Source organism: Bradyrhizobium sp. PUT101 (genome assembly GCF_052043945.1).
Taxonomy (GTDB): domain Bacteria; phylum Pseudomonadota; class Alphaproteobacteria; order Rhizobiales; family Xanthobacteraceae; genus Bradyrhizobium.
The window spans coordinates 4,353,907-4,370,905 of the sequence record NZ_CP197207.1; the positions used below are offsets into that span (position 1 = coordinate 4,353,907).

The window sequence follows — 16,999 nt, forward strand, 5'->3', positions numbered from 1 at the left end:
CATCCACGTCTTTGTCACCAGTTCAATATCAAGACGTGGATGCCCGCGACAAGCGCGGGCATGACGAGAAGACGTCATTCCTCTGCCTTGAAGGGACGCGTCATCAGCCCCGAGATCGCGTCATCGATCGTGCTTCGGCCGCTCAGGATCGCCGCGACCGCTTCCGATACCGGCAGCTCGATGTTTTGCGAAGCTGCGAGTTCGATCAGCACAGGTGCCGTGAACTCGCCCTCGGCGAGCTTGCCGGCCGGAGGTTGCTCGCCGCGCCCGAGCGCAAGTCCGAGCGCGAAGTTGCGCGATTGCGGGCTCGCGCAGGTCAGGATCAAATCGCCGAGACCGGACAGGCCGGTGAGCGTCTCGCTCCGCGCGCCGAGCGCGCGGCCAAGGCGCGTCAGTTCTGCAAAGCCGCGGGTCGTGAGCGCAGCCTGTGCCGAGGCGCCGAGCTTGCGCCCGACGGCGATGCCGACCGCGATCGCCAGCACGTTCTTGGCCGCACCGCCGATCTCGACACCCCGGACGTCCGTGGAGTGATAGGGCCGGAACGTCGGCGAGCCTAGCGCCTGCACGAGCGCGCGCGCCAGCGTCTCATCGCTTGCCGCCAGGGTCACTGCCGTCGGCAGGCCGCGCGCGACGTCGTCGGCAAAGCTCGGGCCCGACAGGATCGCCGGCTGCGTGTGCGGCACGGCCTCGGCGATCACGTCGGTCATGAATTTATGGGTGCCGTGCTCGATACCCTTGGCGCAGGCGACGATCGGTACCGACCTTGCAAGGTGCGAGGCCAGCATGTTGACCGCGCCACGCAGATGCTGCGCGGGCGTTGCGATCAGCAGCATGTCGGCGCGCGCGGCGAGCGCCAGCTCGCCCGTGACAACAATCTCCGGAGCAAGCCGAACGCCGGGCAGCCGCGGATTGTCGCGGCTCGACGCAATCCGCGCGGCATGCTCGGCATTGCGAGCCCAGAGCGTGACGCTCCGCCCGGCGCGCGCTGCCACCGTCGCCAGCGCTGTGCCCCAGGCGCCCGCGCCGATCACTGCGACGGATTGCAGCGCGGCCATCACTAAAATCCCGCCCGGGTGTTGCCGTAACCCGCGGGTGCCGTCGCGCTGGCGTCGAGCAGCCACCGTGCGCGCGGCTGCGCGTCCATCGTATCGGTCAGGCCGAGCGCGAGGCGTTCGGCGCCGGCCCAGGCGATCATCGCGCCGTTGTCGGTGCAGAGCGCAGGCGGCGGCATGATCAGTTGCGTCCCGGCCTGCCTTGCAACGTCATGCAGAGCGCCGCGGATCGCTTGATTGGCGGCGACACCGCCGGCGGCCACGAGTGCGCGCGGCGCGCCGAACTGCTCGCGGAAAAGTTTCAAGCCGACGCTCAGCCGGTCGGCGGTCGAGTCGAGCACGGCGGCCTGAAAACTCGCGCAGAGATCGCTGATGTCCTGCGGCGTGAGCTCAGCCAGCCGGCCCGCTTCGGTGCGCACCGCCGTCTTCAATCCCGACAGCGAGAAATTGGCATCGGGGCGTCCCTGCATCGGCCGCGGAAACGCAAAGCGCGCGGCATCGCCGCCTGCCGCCGCACGCTCGACCTGCGGTCCGCCCGGATAGGGCAGTCCCAGCATCTTCGCGACCTTGTCGAAGGCCTCGCCGATCGCGTCGTCGACCGTGGTGCCGAGCCGTACATATTGGCCGACGCCGGTGACCGCGACGATCTGGGTGTGGCCGCCGGAGGCGAGGAACAGGCAATAGGGAAACTCGATTCCGTCGGTGAGGCGCGGCGTCAGCGCATGCGCTTCGAGATGGTTCACCGCGATCAGCGGCGTGTTATGTACCATCGCGATCGCCTTTGCGGTGGTAAGCCCGACGATGACGCCGCCGATCAGGCCCGGCCCCGCGGCGGCCGCGACGCCATCGAGCTGGGCAAAGCCGATGCCGGCCTCGCGCATGGCGCGGTCGATGATGCCGTCGAGCAGATCGACATGCGCGCGCGCGGCGATCTCCGGTACCACGCCGCCGAAGCGGGCGTGTTCCTCAATCTGCGACCGCACGATGTTGGACAGGATCCTGCCGCTGCCGTCAGGCGCGCGCTCGATCACGGCCGCGGCGGTCTCGTCGCAGGTGGTTTCTATGCCCAGCACCAGCATTGGCGAATTGTTATCCAATTTGCGCCCTTGCGCCCATCCGTAAAGCAGAGTTCTGGTACGTCCGGTAGCATCCCGGGGTCGGCTTGCGCAATCGTCACGCGCAACCGTCCAGGTCAATGCGTCACCGCCACGTGGTTCGGGAACACCAGCGATGTCCATTCTTGTCACACGGCCGCATCCCGACAATGAGGCGACGGCGGAAAGTCTGCGCGCACGGGGGCATGCGGTGCTGCTTGCGCCGGTGCTCAAGTTCGAGCCGGTCGCCTTCCAGGACGAGAGTGAAGCTCCCTACGGTGCCGTTCTCGTCACGTCGGCCAACGCGATCCGCGCCATCGCGCCGCAATTGCCGGAGCTTGGTCTCCTGGAGCTGCCGTTGTTTGCGGTCGGCGAGCATACGGCTGCTGCGGCGCGCGAGGCCGGTTTTGCCGAGGTGATCGTCGCCGGCGGCGATGCTGCTTCCTTGCGCGACAAGGTGATGCAGAGCGCGCGCGACAAGGTGCTGAAGAAAAAGAGCACGCTGCTGTATCTCGCGGGCGCGGATCTGTCGCGCGACCTCGGCGACGAGCTCGGTGCGGAGGGTTTCCGCGTGGTCACGCAGACCGCTTATCGCATGGCGCCGGTCAAGCATCTGCCGCGCGAGGTCTGCGAGGGCTTTGCCGCGCACGGGGTCGAGGCGGTGCTGCACTACTCCCGGCGCAGCGCACGCGCGTTCCTGGATGCGGCGCGGGACGAAGGCGTCGAAATCTCGGCGCTGGCCATCCCGCATTGCTGCCTGTCCGAGACGGTTGCGAGCGTGCTGCGCGACGCCGGCGCGTCACGGGTTCTGGTGGCCGCAACGCCGGACGAAAGTGCCCTATTCGACACCTTGGAGCGTGCGTTGCGCACCCGTTTGGCGTAAGAGGTCAGGCCGAATCTGACGCAATCTGGTTCACCCGGGTAATGGAAGTGTGAGGAACCGTCACGATGGCCGACGACAAGCCTGAAGACGCTGGATTGGCGCCCGAGACGGGTCGTACCAAGCGCGCCCCGCCCACCATCGATCTTGAGGCGACTGAAGTTTCGACCCAGCCGCAGCAGGTCGCGGGCGAGCCTGAGGCGTCCGAGCATGCTGCGCAGGAGCAGGCCAGGTTCGAAGAACCCGGGTCGGAGGAGGTCAAGGCCGAGCCTCAGTCCGGGTCCGCAGAGGAGCAGGTTTCCGTGGCGGCCGCACCCGTGTCGGCGCCGATTTCCCCCTGGGTCATTGCGCCGTTCTCCGGCGCTGTCGCAGCCGCGGTCGTGATCGCGGTCGGCTGGATGCTGGGCTGGCCCGCGGTCCAAGCGCCGCCCGCCGCGCCGGAGGTCACCAGTGCGACAGTCGATGCGCTGAGCGCACGCGTTGCTGCGGTCGAAGCCAGGGCCGGCCGGCCCGCGGCCGATCCGGCCATGGCGGCGCGGATCGACGCGCTGGAGAAATCCGCAAGCAGCCTGCGCAGCGACATTGCCAATCTGCGCGCGCAGTCCGACAAGACTGCGAGCGCCCTGAGCGACGTGAAAGTGGCGTCGCCCGCTGCAGCACCTGATCTTGCCGCTGTCATCGACCGCATCGCTCAGCTCGAGCGCGCCAGCAAGACGGAGCGCGCCGAACTCGCGCAGCAAAGCGAGAAGATCGCCGCCGCCATGACGGTGGACGACAAGCCGCTGCGCAACGTGGTGGCGGCGGCCCTGCTCGACGTCGCCGTTCGCCACGGCGATCCCTATCAATCGCAATTGGCCGCGGCGCGGTCGCTGGCGGCCAAGCCCGACATGCTGAAGCCGCTCGACGCGTTTGCGTCGTCCGGCATTCCGACGCCGGTCGCATTGAGCCGCGAGCTCCTCAACATCGTGCCGAAGCTGTCGCCGCCTGCGGAAGCTCCGGCGAGCGATGCCGGCATTGTCGAGCGTCTCCAGGCCGGCGCGTCAAAGCTCGTTCGCATCGAACGTACCGACGGGGTCGGCAACGATCGTGGCGCCATCGTTGCGCGGATGACGGCGGCTGCGCTTCGCAACGATTTCGCGGAAGCGCGGCGCGAGCTCAAGGCTCTGCCTGAGGCCGATCGTGCCCCGGCGCAGGCCTGGCTCGACAAAGCCGATGCCCGCGACGCCGCGCTCGCCGCGTCCCGCAAATTCGCCGACGATGCCATGGCGGATCTCGCCAAATCTGATCCGGTCAAGCCTCTTCAGTAAAGGTTGGCGCAACAATCGGCGCGTATAGGGATCGCCATGCTTCGCATCGTCCTCTTTCTCGTCCTGATCGCACTGGCAGCGGCCGGCGCGGCCTGGGTTGCCGACCAGCCCGGCGATCTCGTCCTGACTGCGGGTGGTTTCAGAATCTCGACGACGCTGCCCAGGTTCGTGTTCTTGCTTGGCCTGTTTGCCGTGGCCGTCGTGCTGGCCTGGAGCATCCTGACGATGATCTGGCGCACGCCGGGGCGCCTGCGCCGCCGTCGGCACGAGAAGCGCCAGGCCCGCGGCCGCCACGCCATCACCCATGGCCTGCTCGCGATCGGCCATGGCGATTCCGCGCTCGCCCGCCGTCACGCCGACGCGGCCCGGCGGCATGCGCCGAACGATCCGCTCGCGCTGCTGCTGCACGCGCAGTCGGCGCAGCTCGAAGGTAATCGCGACGAAGCGCAGCGCGTCTTCCGCGTGATGGCCGAACGCGAGGACACGCGGCTGCTCGGCCTGCGCGGCCTGTTCATCGAGGCGCAGCGCGCCGACGATGCGGTCGGCGCGGTGATGATCGCGGAGGAGGCGATCAGGCTGTCGCCATCGTCGACCTGGGCCTCGCATGCGGTGCTCGGCTTCCGCTGCGCGCGCGGCGACTGGAGCGGCGCGCTCGCGATTCTCGATTCGAATCGGTCCGCAGGCCTGATCGACAAGCAGGCCTATCGCCGGCAGCGCGGCGTCCTGCTCACCGCGCGCGCGCTGGAGCTGGAAACGATGGATCGCGACGTCGCGCGCGAGAGCGTGATGGAGGCGATCAAGCTCGCGCCGACCCTGGTGCCGGCGGCGGTGCTCGCGGCAAAATTCGAGAGCGAGGCGCATCAGGTGCGCCGCGCCATGAAGTTGGTGGAAGCCGCCTGGCTCGCCAATCCGCATCCCGATCTCGCGGATGCCTATGCGCATGTGAAGCTCGGCGATACCGCCTGGCACCGCTTGCAGCGGGTCGAGACCCTCGCCGCGAAGACGCCAGCCGACAAGCCCGGTCATATCGAAGGGCAGCTCGCGATCGCACGTGCTGCGATCGACGCCTCGGAGTTCGCCCGCGCGCGCGAGGTGCTCGCGCCTTATCTCAAGGATCCGACCCAGCGCGTCGCGCTGCTGATGGCCGAGATCGAGCGCACCGAGCATGGCGACGGCGGCCGCGCCCGCGCCTGGACCTTGCGCGCGGTGCGCGCCCGCCTCGATCCCGCCTGGACGGCGGACGGCTATGTCAGCGACCGCTGGCGTCCGGTCTCCCCGGTCACCGGCCGCCTCGATGCGTTCCAGTGGCAGACGCCGGTCGCCAGCCTGCCCTCGGACCGGGGCGCCACGATCGAATCCTCGGCCTTCGAGGAGGCCATGCTGGCCGCTCCGCCGCCGAAGCGGGTGGCCGCCGCTCCCAGCGAGGCGCCGGTGGAACCGCCGGTGACGGCCCCGGTGTCAACGCCGGCCGCCCAGGACAATTCGCCCCCCCAGGCCCAAGAGGTTGCCACGGAATCCGCGAAGGAGGAGCTGGTGGTCGCGCCGTCCGAGCCGGTGAATCCGGCTCCGGCTCCGGCCGAATCATCGCAACAAGCGGAAACGCCGGTATTCCGGACCCGGGCCGACCTCGGCAAGCCGGCATCGGCGCCGATCCAGGCCGTCATCCCGATCGTCCGCGCACCGGATGACCCCGGCATCGACGACGACGGCCCGAGCGACGAGTTTACGGAACAAATCGGCACGCCGAAGGCCCAGGCCGGCGGCTGGCGCGGCTTCTGGTCCCGCTGGGGCGCGTGAGGCGAATTTCGCCTCCCGCTTGTCCTTGCCAATTCGGGCCATGCCCGATATCAGGAGCGCGCGTATCGGGGCCGGCATCGCCCAGGTCCCGGCAGGGTCGCCGCAATAGCTCAGTCGGTAGAGCACGTCATTCGTAATGACGGGGTCGGGGGTTCGAATCCCTCTTGCGGCACCAGCATTTGGATTTCCGATCCCCGCAAGCGCGGCGTTTTGACCAGCGCGTCAGCCTTCATGAAGGCTCGTTCAGCTGGGTGATCGCGATCACATAAGCTCAGAGATGACCCCCCTAACGTACCCGGCACGCAAACACGGGGAGGCTTCACATGCGCAAGGTCATTCTGGTTGCCGCCATGCTCCTGGCTTCTGCGTCTGCCCAGGCAGGCGGCTCCCGCGGTCTGTCCTTGGCCGCGGCAGGCGAACGGAGCTCCGCTCCGCAAACGACGATGTCGGCGACCGCTGTCACGACGCAGGTGAGCGAAGCCGCGCCGGCTACGGAGGCTCCGAAATATTCCGATCGTCCGCCGGCGGTGTCGCTCTCCGCGCCGGCTGCTGCGACCGCTCCGACGGTGGCGCCGTCGACTCCGGCGCCGGTCAAGACAATCAATCCCGCCGCCAGGACCACGGCAAGGGCAGACAGGCCGAAGCACAAGCGCAGCTGGACCGAGCGCCGCATCATCAGCGAGCTGCGTCGCCACGGCATCTATTGGTGAGCGGCAGACCTTTACCCCGATCTCGCCGTCATGCCCGGGCTTGACCCGGGCATCCACGTCTTCGCGCCTGATCCAAAAACGCGGATGGCCGGGACAAGCCCGGCCATGACGCAAGAGTTTTGGATTGGACCAATCGCGCTTTACTGCGACACCGTCTGCACCACGCTCGAGATCGGACGTGCATTCGTGCCTGCGGTCGGCACCTTCATGTCCTTCATCAGCGCCTCGTCATATTCCGGCAGCGTCTGGAGCGTCGCCTTGGCCTTCATCTGCACGACCTTGTAGCCGCCGGCCTTGAGCCGCGCGAGCAGCGCCGGCATGGCTTCGCCGGTGTGCTTCTGGAAATCGTGCATCAGGATGATGCCCTTGCCGAGCTTGTCGAGCCTGGTCATCACGGTCTCGACGATCTTCTCCGGCGTCGCACCTTTCCTGAAGTCGAAGGAGTCGATGTCGGTCGAGAACATCGCGACGTTGCGGGTGCCGAAATAGCTCACGATCGCGGGATTGTGCTGGAGCTGCGGGAAGCGGAAGAACGGTGCCGGGTTGGTGCCGAGCGCAAATCTCACCGCGCTGAAGCCCTTCTCGACCTCGTCCATGACCTGCTGCTCGGTCAACTTCTTGCTGTTGAGGTTGACGTGCGACCAGGTATGCGTGCCGACCGTGTGGCCCTGGGCCAGCACCTGTTTCAGGATTTCCGGATGGTAGGTCGCGTGCTTGCCGACCGAGAAGAACAGGCCCTTGGTGCATTCATCCGCGAGCGCCTTCAGCACCGCGGGCGTGTTGACCGGCCACGGACCGTCGTCGAAGGTCAGCACGACCTCCTTGTCGGTCAGGAAGTCGAACTGCTTGAAGTGCTCGAAACCGAAGCCGGGGCCGCCTGTCGTGTCGATCTCGACGACGCGGGACACGCCCAATGCGTTCGGATTGGCGCAGGCCTGTTTCGGCTGCATCGGCATGACCGGGGCGGGCGCAGGTGCCGGAGCGGCTGCCGTGGGCTTGGCGGCGATCGTCGCGGTGGTCTCGACGTCGTCCCTGGCGGCGAGCTTCGCCTGTGCCGGCAGTTGATCGGCGGCACGGGCGGCAACTGTCTTGGGAGCGCCCTGGTCGGCGCGCGCGGAATAATAGAACCAACCGCCGGCGGCGATCACGACCGCCGCAACTACACTGGCCAGCATCAGGCCCAACGCATTACGCATCGCTACTCTTTCCAATTACGCAACCAACCCGGCGGAATTTTCCGCGCGACCAGCCATTAATGCGAAGTAAGAGTTAACGTGACACCAACACGACGGCGGCTGTGGAGGAATTTCAGCGGGGTACGCCAAAGTGACCGGGATCACAGAGGATGGCTCTCCCGTGAGCGTCATCACAGTGGAAACGGTTTTGCCGGAGCATCGTGGCTCCCATCGACAACCGGCCCGCTCTGCGCGGTGCCAATGGGAGCTTCAAATGACCAGGTCTCTGAACACCAAGTCGTTTACCAGCAAGATCCGCGACACCAGCCTGGCTCTGGGCTTTGCCGCCATCGTCTCGATCGCTTCGACGAGCGCGAGCTTCGCCTTCTCGGCCGAGGCGCAGCAGATGTGCACCGGCGATGCCTTCCGCCTGTGCTCCGCGGAGATCCCCAACATCCCGAAGATCACGGCGTGCATGATCAAGCATCGTTCGGATCTGAGCGCCGGCTGCCGCGCGGTGATGGACAAGAACCTCGCCAAGGGCGCCTCGCGCAAGGTCGCTGACGCCCAGGACAAGCAGTAAGAGCGCGCAACCGAGATCGTTGCGTCGGTCAGCTCCCCTCGCGATGGGCCCGGCGTCAAGCCGGGCCCCCGCGGCCGCCCTCGTCCCGCCCGGCCACAAAGCCGTTGCAGCCCCTGGATGGTCGCACTAGCTTCGCCCGCACATCTTTCCGGGTAAGAGGCATTACGCGATGACCAGATTTCTTTTCATCATCCCTTTGCTCATGTGCGCATCGGGCGCATCGGCGCAGCAGCTGGGCCAAGCCGCTTGCGCGCGCGACGTCACGCGCTTCTGCCGCGCCGTCATGAACAATGGCGATGCAGCCGTGCTCGCTTGCCTGAAGCAGCACCGCACCCGGCTGAGCAAGGGATGCGACAAGGTGCTGACGGAACACGGGCAGTAAACGCCATTCCGGGCTCGCGCGTCGCGCGCCCCGGAATGACGGGCACCTACGTGCTGCTGCCCGCAGCGGTCGCGACCACCGGCAGCACCTCGCCATTGGCGCGGTCCGGCGTGTCGTCCTTCCAGCGCACCGAGCCGAATGGACGCTCGAGCATGCGGCGGATCCGCACCGGCCCGGGGCCAATGTGGAAATCGATCGCCTGCTGATGCAGCGCGCGTTCGGACTGGGTCGAGCGGTTGCGCTGGCGCAGGTAGTCGAACCAGGTCGGGCAGTGATAGCGCTCGGTCCACAATTCGGGATCGGCAATGTCGCGCGCGATCGACCAGCCATAGGCGCCGTTGCGCTGTCGCGAGAGCTGCACGTCCTGCATCACGTTGTGGAACGCGCGCGCATTTTCCTGCGCGACGCGATATTCGATCTCGACCACAAGGGGCCCGCTGCGCCCCGTCAGCGACAGCTTCACCTCGGGATCGGCCAGCATGTCCGCATCCTCGTTGCGGGCGCCGACGCGCGGCATCGTGAGCCAGATGCCGAGCACCGGCGAGATCAGCATCAGGCCGGCCGCCGTCAGCAATGCGATCTCGACGCCGGCATAGTCGGTGAGACGGCCCCAGCCCCAGGCGCCGATCGCGATGCCACCGGCGATCGCGGCCTGGAACGCCGCAAGCGAGCGGCCCGCGACCCAGCGCGGCGCCGACAGCTGCACGCCGATGTTGAACAGCGCGATCGCAGCCATCCAGACCGCGCCGGCCAAGACCAGCGCCGTTGCCGTCAGCACCGGCTCGGTGCTCACTGCGAGGGCGGCCATCGCGAAGGCCATCGAGATGGTGCAGGCGCGGATCGCGGCCTCGCCGCTCATGCGCTTGCGCAATTCGTGGATGTTGAGTGCGCCGATCACCGCGCCCATGCCGAAGGCGCCCAACATGATGCCATAGGTCTGCGCGCCGCCGTGCAGGAGGTCGCGTGCGACCAGCGGCATCAAGGCCATCACGGCGCCTCCGATCAGACCCATCACCAGCGTGCGCAACAGCACGATCTTGATCGGCGGCGAATTGGTGATGTAGCGCACGCCCGAGACCATGGCGCGGTTGAGCTTTTCCCGCGGCAGGCGCGAGGGCTCAGTGCTGCGGCGCCAGAGCAGCAGCACGACCAGCAGCGGCAGATAGAGGATCGCATTGCAGGCGAACGCGGCCACGGCGCCGAGTGCAGCGACGATGACGCCGCCGACCGCAGGACCGAAGCTGCGCGCGATGTTGTAGCTGATGCCGTTGAGCGCCACCGCGGACGCCAATGCCTCGGGCGGCACCTGTTCGCTAACCGAGGACTGCCAGGCCGGGCCGAACAGCGCATTGCCGCTGCCGACGATGAAGCAGAAGACGAGCAGCAATTCGGGGGTGATCAGGTTGAGGCCGGCCAGCACGGTGAGCGCGCTCGCGCCGATCAGCGCGATCGACAGCGAGACCAGGGTGACGATGCGGCGGTCATACATGTCGGCGATGGCGCCGGCCGGCATCGAGATCAGCATGATCGGCAGCATCAAGGCGGTCTGCACCAGCGCCACCTTATCGGCCGACGCCGCCATCTGCGTCATCGCCCAGGCTGCGCCAACGCCCTGAATCAAAAGGCCGAGATTGGAGAGCAGGCTGGCGAGCCAGATGCGCCGGAACAATGTGTACCGCAGGGGCGCAGTGATGCCGTCGGTGGCCATTCTCTGACGGTTCGGCTGCTCGGTCATATCCCCTTCCATATGGGCTGGTAGAAGTGGTCCTGGCGATTCCGGTAAATTCAGTGATGCCCGCGAAAGTCCTTCGCTGTCCAGTGGTTACGCCGCTATAAGCGGTGCAAAGAGGCGGTTTGCCGGGGAGTAACAGATGAAGCTGTCGCGACGGACGATCCTGCAGGGCGTTGGCAGCTTGCCTTTCGCGGTTGCGAGCATGCGGGCCGGCGCGATGGCCCAGACCGCGCCTGCCGCAACGCCGAGCACCGAGGTGCCGCCGGTCCTGTTCGTTCATGGCAATGGCGATTACGATGCGCTCTGGATGACGACCCTGTGGCGGATGGAATCCAACGGCATCGCCCGCGAGCGCATGATGGCGATGAATTTCACCGATCCCCTGGCGCGCAGCGATGACAAGGTGGAACAGGCGAACCGCTCCTCGACCGAGGACCAGCGCCGCGAGCTCGCCGCCGCCATCACTGAATTGAAGCGCCGGACCGGGGCGGCGCGCGTGGCCCTGGTCGGCAGCTCGCGCGGCGGCTATGCAATTCGCAACATCATCAGGAACGGCGGTGCGGGCGATGTCAGCCACGCCGTCCTGTGTGGCACGCCCAATCACGGCGTGTTCGCGACCGATGACCAGCCGAACAACGAATTCAACGGCCGCGGCACATTCCTGCGCGGCTTGAACGAGGGCGAGAGCGAGGTGACGCCCGGTGTGGGCTTCCTCACCCTGCGCAGCGACGGCATGGACAAATATGCGCAAGCCGACGGCCGCTTCATCGGCAAGCCTGGCACGCCGACCGGTGTGACCGCCGAGGGGCCTGAGCTGAAGGGCGCCACCAACCTCGTGCTCGGCGCGCTCGATCATCGCGAGGTGGCGTTTCATCCTCGCGCATTTCGGGAGATCTACAAGTTCATCGCCGGCCGCGAGCCCGCCCGCATCGCGATCGTGCCGGAGACCAGCGTGAAGCTGAGCGGGCTTGTCACGGGAACGCCAGGCGGTGTGCCAACAAATCGTCCGGTCGCGGGCGCAACCGTTGATGTCTTCCGTGTCGACGCTGATACCGGAGAGCGCAAGGGTGGCGCGCTGCACAGCGCAAAGACCGCTGCCGACGGCCGCTGGGGACCGGCGCAGGTCGATCCGGCCTGGTCGCTCGAATTCGTCCTGGCCTCGCCGGGCGCGCCGACCACGCACATCTATCGCTCGCCGTTCCCGCGTTCGTCCGACGTCGTGCACCTGCGGGCCGCGCGCCCGCTCGGGCCGGCGGACAAGGACGCGGGGGCGGTCGTGATCATGTCGCGGCCGCGCGGCTATTTCGGCCTGCCGCGGGACGTGGTGCTGTTTGATGGCAAGGAGCCGGCCGACGTCAAGCCGGGCGTGCCCACGGATGCGGCAGCAACCCTGCGGCTTCCGGCCAGCGAGATCGGGCTTAACATCGTGGCCCAATTTGGCGAAGAACGGATCGTGGCGCGCGCCTGGCCTGCCGCCGAGAACAGGATTGCGATCGCCGAGCTGACTTATTAGCTGTTTAGCTGCGACACATCTGCGGGAGAGAGCCATGAATATCGCCAGCGTGCGTCGGCCCATCATCCCTCCGGCTCCTCCGCGTGCGCCCGACGACATGTCGTTCTTTGGCCGTCTCGCGGTGATCCGGCAAAACATGATCGCGACCTGGGGGCAGCGTGCCTATGAGGAAGAGGTCGTCCCGGGCCGCTTCTTTTTCCGCAACAGTTTCATCCTGAACCAGCCGGACGCGATCCGGCACGTTCTGCTCAGCAACTACGAGAACTATACGCGCACGCCGGCCGGCATCCGCATGCTGCGGCCGGTGCTCGGCGACGGCCTTCTGATCGCGGAAGGTCATTCCTGGACATTTCAGCGCCGCACCCTCGCGCCGGCCTTCACGCCGCGCGCCACCGCAAATCTCGTCCCCCATATGACGGCGGTGCTCGACGAGACCATCGCAAAGCTCGATACGCGAACCGGCGAGCCGGTCGATCTGCGCGAGGTCATGCAGCGCATGACGCTCGAGATCGCCGGGCGCACGATGTTCTCGTTCGGCATGGACCGGCATGGCGCGACCTTGCGCAACTTCATCATGGAATATGCGGCGCGGTTGGGGCGCCCGTATCTCCTCGACATGGTGCTGCCGGTGTCCTGGCCGAGCCCGATGGATTTTGCGCGGGCGCGTTTCCGCAAGCGCTGGACCGAGTTCGTCGCGATGCTGATCGCCGAACGGCGTGCGGCCGGCAAGAAGGACGGCGCGCCGCCGCGCGACCTGTTCGATCTCATGGACGAGGCGCGCGACCCCGAAACCGGCAAGGGCTTCTCGGACGAGCAGCTCGTGGACGAGGTCGCGACCATGATCCTCGCCGGTCACGAGACCACGGCGACGGCACTGTTCTGGGCGCTCTATCTGCTGGCGCTCGATCCCGATACGCAGGAGGAGGTGGCGTCCGAGACCCGCGGCGAGCATCTCGACAGCATGGCCGACATCGATCGCCAGAAATTCACCCGCGCCGTGATCGACGAGACCATGCGGCTCTATCCGCCGGCCTTCCTGGTCGCGCGGGCCGCGCGCGAGAAGGACAATGCGGCCGGTGTCGAGATCGGCAAGGGTGACATCATCATGATCGCGCCCTGGCTGCTGCACCGGCACGAGAAGCTGTGGGATCAGCCGAACGCGTTCATTCCAAAACGCTTCATGTCGAAAGAGGTGCCGGACCGTTTTGCCTACCTGCCGTTCGGCGCAGGCCCGCGCGTCTGCATCGGTGCGCCGTTTGCCCAGGCCGAATCCGTGCTGGCCCTGGCCCGGCTGATCGGCGCATTCCGTGTCGAGCTTGCCGACCCGGCGAATCCCGTGATCCCGCTCGGTGTCGTCACGACCCAGCCGGACCATTCACCCATGTTCCGCATCACGCGTCGGTGACAGGCGCTCGTCTGGCCGATGGCGTGATCCACCCTAGATAGAGGCCCGCCATGAGCGACGTCCAGGCCCAGTTTTCCGTTCTGAAGCAGACCGCCGATGCGAAGGTGGTCGATGCGATCGTGCGTCTCATCGAGGACGGCGAGGATCACGAGCTCAACCGCGTCAATGTCCTCGATTTCTCCGGCCAGCACGGCCTCGACGAGGAGCGCGTGATCTCGGCGTTCCTGCATTCGGCGCGGCTCGGACTGTTCGACCTCGGCTGGAACGTGCTGTGCCCGGGCTGCGGCGGCGTGCTGGGCGCCCACTCGACGCTGAAGGCGCTCAAGCCGGACGATTATCACTGTGCGCTCTGCGCCTGCGGCTACAGGGCCTCCGTCGACGACCAGGTCGAGGTCTCCTTCACCGTGAACCCGCGCGTCCGGCGCATCGCGGCACACGATCCCGATACGCTTCCGGTCTGGGAATATTTCAAGCAGGTGTTCTGGAGTTCCGGCGTCGACTTCAACAAGGAATCCTTTGCGACGCTGACCAGCGAGGTGACGCTCGACACGCTGGAGCTGCCGGCCGGCGAGAAAGCGACCATGTCGCTGCAGCTGCCGAACGACTTCGTCATCATCTTCGAGCCGGTGACGCATGCCGCTCATTTCATCGACGTCCAGGGCGAGCCGACCAGGGATCGCCAGCAGCTCGCCATCATGTACAACAAGGTCCAGGCTCCGACGGGGACGACGACCATGCGGCCGGGCCCGCTGCGGCTGTCGCTGGAGAACCAGGCCGGCGTGCGCGTGCTGCCGTCGGTGTTCATTGCGGCCGAGGCGCTTCACCACCTCATCGGCAAGCGCAAGCCGTTCCTCACCGCCAAGCGGATGCTGTCGAACCAGACCTTTCGCGATGTCTTCAAGGCAGACAATCTCAGTCTCGACCAGCGCCTCCAGATCACCTCGCTGACCTTCCTGTTCACCGATCTCAAGGGCTCGACCGCGCTCTACGAGCGCGTCGGGGATCTCGCCGCCTTCGATCTCGTGCGCGCGCATTTTCATGCCTTGCTCGAGATCATCTCCTCCGAAAAGGGCGCGGTGGTGAAGACCATCGGCGATGCCGTGATGGCGACCTTCGTCCGCCCCGAGCACGCCATCGTCGCGGGCCTGCGGATGCGCGCGGCGATGGACGAGCTCAACAAGAAGCGCGGCACCGCCGATCTCATCGTCAAGATCGGCATCCATGAAGGTCCCTGCCTCGCGGTGATGCTCAACGAGCGGCAGGATTATTTCGGCCAGACCGTCAACATCGCTGCCCGCGTGCAGAGCCTGTCGACTGCGCAGGAGATCCACATCACCGGTCCGGTGCTGGACGCTCCGGCGGTGGCCGAAGTGCTCGAGCGGCGCGCGATCAAGCCGATCCAGAAGCAGGCTGCGCTCCGCGGCATCGCCGACAAGATGGTGGTGTACGAGATACCGTAAGGGACGGGAGGTGGTCGCTACGCACTCCGTCATTGCGGGCGCAGCGAAGCTTCGCAGCGCTCACGATGGCGTCGTGGAAGCGGATGTGCGCCACACTCTCTGTTGTCATGTCCGGTGTTGACCCGGGCATCCACGTCTTTCTCGGTGGTGACGCGTGGATGGCCGGGACAAGCCCGGCCATGGCGGTGAACGAGACGGCCCAGATTGCCGAAACGTAATGCAGCGCGGCACTGACGCACGTTGCGCCGGTCGAGTTTCCCGCTCATATAATGCCGGTAACAGCCGCGCACCTTGCGGCTGTCGTCATCTCGGTAGGACCTTATGCTCGACGGCTTACGTCAATTCATCGCCGACATTGTCGGTTCTGAAGCCTCGGACCGCGCATTCGGCGACAGCGATTATCGGCTGGCGGCCACTGCACTGCTGGTCCACGTGGTCTCGCTGGACGGCCATCCGAGCCCGGCCGAACAGCGCAAGCTGCACAGCCTGATCGAAAGCCATTTCGGGCTCGATCGCGGCACTGCGGATCGTCTGATCGTGGACGCCACCCAGGTCGAGGGCGAGGCGGTTGACCTTTATCACTTCACCAGCGTCATCATGCGCTCGCTCGACGAAGAGGGCCGCAAGCGCATCGTCCGGATGATGTGGGAGCTGGTCTATGCCGACGGCCAAGTCAGCGAGTTCGAAGACAATGTCGTCTGGCGTGCTTCCGACCTGCTCGGGATTTCCCAGCGCGACCGGATCGAGCTGAAGCACGCGGTCGCGGAACGTGCCGGTGGTCCGGTCAAGGATAGCGCCGTCGGTGGCTGACGGCGCTGGACCGCGCGAATCGCGGCCTGCACGGACACATGACGAAACTTTAATTTATTGGTCGCCGGCGCCGAATGCGCCTGCAAATCAACGGTTTTTCAGCGCGGCCTGTCGTTCTGCTCAAGCGGCCATGCTGCCCGTGCCGCTTGCCTGTTGTGCACGGCCTATGCTCTCGTTCCGCCATTGCGGGGCGAAAAAACTTGGATTCAAGAGACTTCGATCGTGGTTGAGCGGGTAACGCTGATTACTGGTGCTTCGGCGGGCATCGGGATGGAGCTGGCGCGTGTGTTTGCCGCCAATGGACACCGCCTCGCATTGACCGCGAGACGGGCGGATCGGCTCGAAACGCTCGCGAACGAGCTCGCTGCCAAGGGCGGCAAGAAGCCGATCGTGATCGCCTGCGATCTCGAGAAAGCGGATGCCGGCGAGACGATCGCGGCAGCTCTTGCAACCGAAGGCGTCGAGCTCGACCATCTCGTCAACAATGCCGGCTTCGGCGTGTTTGGCGACGCGATCGAGCGCGATCGCATCGCGCAGCTCGGCATCGTCGATGTCAACGTCCGTGCCTTGACGGATCTGTCGCTGCGCTTTGCCGATCAGCTCATCAGGAATAAGGGCGGTCTTCTCAATGTGGGATCGGTCGCCGGCTTCCTGCCCGGCCCCGGCATGGCCGTCTACTACGCGTCCAAGGCCTATGTGATCTCCCTCACCGAAGCGTTGCGGGCGGAGCTTGCGCCGCGCGGCGTCCGCGTCACCGTGCTTTGCCCGGGTCCGGTGCCGACCGAGTTCCAGGCGCGCGCCGGCGTTGGATCGCAACATGATACGGCCGTTCTCAACGTCTCCGCCGCCGAAGTTGCGCGGGAGGCGTATCGTGGCCTGATGGCCAACAAACGGGCAGTGCTGCCCGGTCTGGGGATCAAGATTGTGCCGTTCGCGCTGCGTTTCTTCCCGCGCGGCTTCATCCTTGCGGCGACCAGCCGGTTTCAAAGGCAAAGGCACTAGAAGCCCATAGTGGCCCGGAGTTTGCTTCAGTATCGCACGTATGTGCGCGAACTCACACGATGTTAACCATCGCTTAGCTATGCTGGCGGTCTGAACC

15 protein-coding genes and 1 tRNA gene are annotated in these 16,999 nt (G+C 66.5%); 12 read left to right on the top strand and 4 right to left on the bottom strand.

What is annotated here, in order from left to right; all coding sequences use genetic code 11:
• Positions 1-74 precede the first annotated feature (74 nt).
• Together ACSHT2_RS21085 and tsaD are read right to left on the bottom strand one after the other, a co-directional pair.
• Positions 75-1,055, bottom strand: a complete 981-nt coding sequence (locus tag ACSHT2_RS21085) for an NAD(P)H-dependent glycerol-3-phosphate dehydrogenase (RefSeq protein WP_440636263.1) — start codon at positions 1,053-1,055, stop codon at positions 75-77.
• Between the two features lie 2 nt (positions 1,056-1,057).
• The gene (gene tsaD / locus ACSHT2_RS21090; protein WP_440636265.1) at positions 1,058-2,131 is read right to left on the bottom strand and encodes a tRNA (adenosine(37)-N6)-threonylcarbamoyltransferase complex transferase subunit TsaD; all 1,074 of its coding nucleotides are present in this window, start codon (positions 2,129-2,131) and stop codon (positions 1,058-1,060) included.
• A gap of 151 nt (positions 2,132-2,282) precedes the next feature.
• Here tsaD and ACSHT2_RS21095 point away from each other — a divergent pair, with 151 nt between their 5' ends.
• From ACSHT2_RS21095 to ACSHT2_RS21115, 5 genes are all read left to right on the top strand, one after another.
• The gene (locus tag ACSHT2_RS21095; protein WP_440636267.1) at positions 2,283-3,029 is read left to right on the top strand and encodes a uroporphyrinogen-III synthase; all 747 of its coding nucleotides are present in this window, start codon (positions 2,283-2,285) and stop codon (positions 3,027-3,029) included.
• Positions 3,030-3,094: 65 nt separating this feature from the next.
• Positions 3,095-4,333, top strand: coding sequence for a COG4223 family protein (locus ACSHT2_RS21100; protein ID WP_440636269.1), 1,239 nt, complete (start codon positions 3,095-3,097; stop codon positions 4,331-4,333).
• A gap of 36 nt (positions 4,334-4,369) precedes the next feature.
• Positions 4,370-6,130 (top strand): heme biosynthesis HemY N-terminal domain-containing protein, encoded by a 1,761-nt coding sequence (locus tag ACSHT2_RS21105; protein WP_440636271.1) that lies wholly within the window; start codon positions 4,370-4,372, stop codon positions 6,128-6,130.
• 99 nt (positions 6,131-6,229) lie between these two features.
• Positions 6,230-6,305 (top strand) — tRNA-Thr (locus ACSHT2_RS21110).
• A 148-nt stretch (positions 6,306-6,453) separates the two neighbouring features.
• Positions 6,454-6,840, top strand: coding sequence for a hypothetical protein (locus ACSHT2_RS21115; protein ID WP_440636273.1), 387 nt, complete (start codon positions 6,454-6,456; stop codon positions 6,838-6,840).
• Positions 6,841-6,980: 140 nt separating this feature from the next.
• On the opposite strand, the gene ACSHT2_RS21120 is transcribed toward ACSHT2_RS21115, so the two are convergent.
• A complete protein-coding gene (locus ACSHT2_RS21120) occupies positions 6,981-8,036 on the bottom strand; it encodes a polysaccharide deacetylase family protein (RefSeq protein ID WP_440636275.1) in 1,056 nt (351 codons plus the stop codon).
• A 253-nt stretch (positions 8,037-8,289) separates the two neighbouring features.
• Between ACSHT2_RS21120 and ACSHT2_RS21125 the strand changes: the two genes are divergently transcribed.
• Entirely contained in the window at positions 8,290-8,598 is a 309-nt protein-coding gene (locus tag ACSHT2_RS21125) for a hypothetical protein (protein ID WP_440636277.1), read from the top strand.
• Positions 8,599-8,767: 169 nt separating this feature from the next.
• Positions 8,768-8,980: a hypothetical protein gene (locus tag ACSHT2_RS21130; RefSeq protein ID WP_440636279.1), complete on the top strand. Its 213-nt coding sequence runs from the start codon at positions 8,768-8,770 to the stop codon at positions 8,978-8,980.
• A 46-nt stretch (positions 8,981-9,026) separates the two neighbouring features.
• Here the strand turns inward: ACSHT2_RS21130 and ACSHT2_RS21135 are convergent, their stop codons facing one another.
• Complete coding sequence (locus tag ACSHT2_RS21135; RefSeq protein ID WP_440636281.1) at positions 9,027-10,715, bottom strand: MFS transporter; 1,689 nt, start codon at positions 10,713-10,715, stop codon at positions 9,027-9,029.
• Between the two features lie 136 nt (positions 10,716-10,851).
• Here ACSHT2_RS21135 and ACSHT2_RS21140 point away from each other — a divergent pair, with 136 nt between their 5' ends.
• The 5 genes from ACSHT2_RS21140 (at position 10,852) to ACSHT2_RS21160 (ending at position 16,902) form a co-directional block, all read left to right on the top strand.
• The gene (locus ACSHT2_RS21140; RefSeq protein ID WP_440636283.1) at positions 10,852-12,225 is read left to right on the top strand and encodes a hydrolase; all 1,374 of its coding nucleotides are present in this window, start codon (positions 10,852-10,854) and stop codon (positions 12,223-12,225) included.
• Positions 12,226-12,259: 34 nt separating this feature from the next.
• Positions 12,260-13,630: a cytochrome P450 gene (locus ACSHT2_RS21145; protein ID WP_440636285.1), complete on the top strand. Its 1,371-nt coding sequence runs from the start codon at positions 12,260-12,262 to the stop codon at positions 13,628-13,630.
• 50 nt (positions 13,631-13,680) lie between these two features.
• Positions 13,681-15,090 carry an adenylate/guanylate cyclase domain-containing protein gene (locus tag ACSHT2_RS21150; RefSeq protein ID WP_440636287.1) on the top strand — a complete coding sequence of 470 codons (1,410 nt, stop codon included), beginning with the start codon at positions 13,681-13,683 and terminating at the stop codon, positions 15,088-15,090.
• A gap of 321 nt (positions 15,091-15,411) precedes the next feature.
• Positions 15,412-15,900, top strand: coding sequence for a TerB family tellurite resistance protein (locus ACSHT2_RS21155; protein ID WP_440636289.1), 489 nt, complete (start codon positions 15,412-15,414; stop codon positions 15,898-15,900).
• A gap of 222 nt (positions 15,901-16,122) precedes the next feature.
• A complete protein-coding gene (locus ACSHT2_RS21160; RefSeq protein ID WP_440636291.1) occupies positions 16,123-16,902 on the top strand; it encodes an SDR family NAD(P)-dependent oxidoreductase in 780 nt (259 codons plus the stop codon).
• The last annotated feature ends 97 nt before the right edge of the window (positions 16,903-16,999 follow it).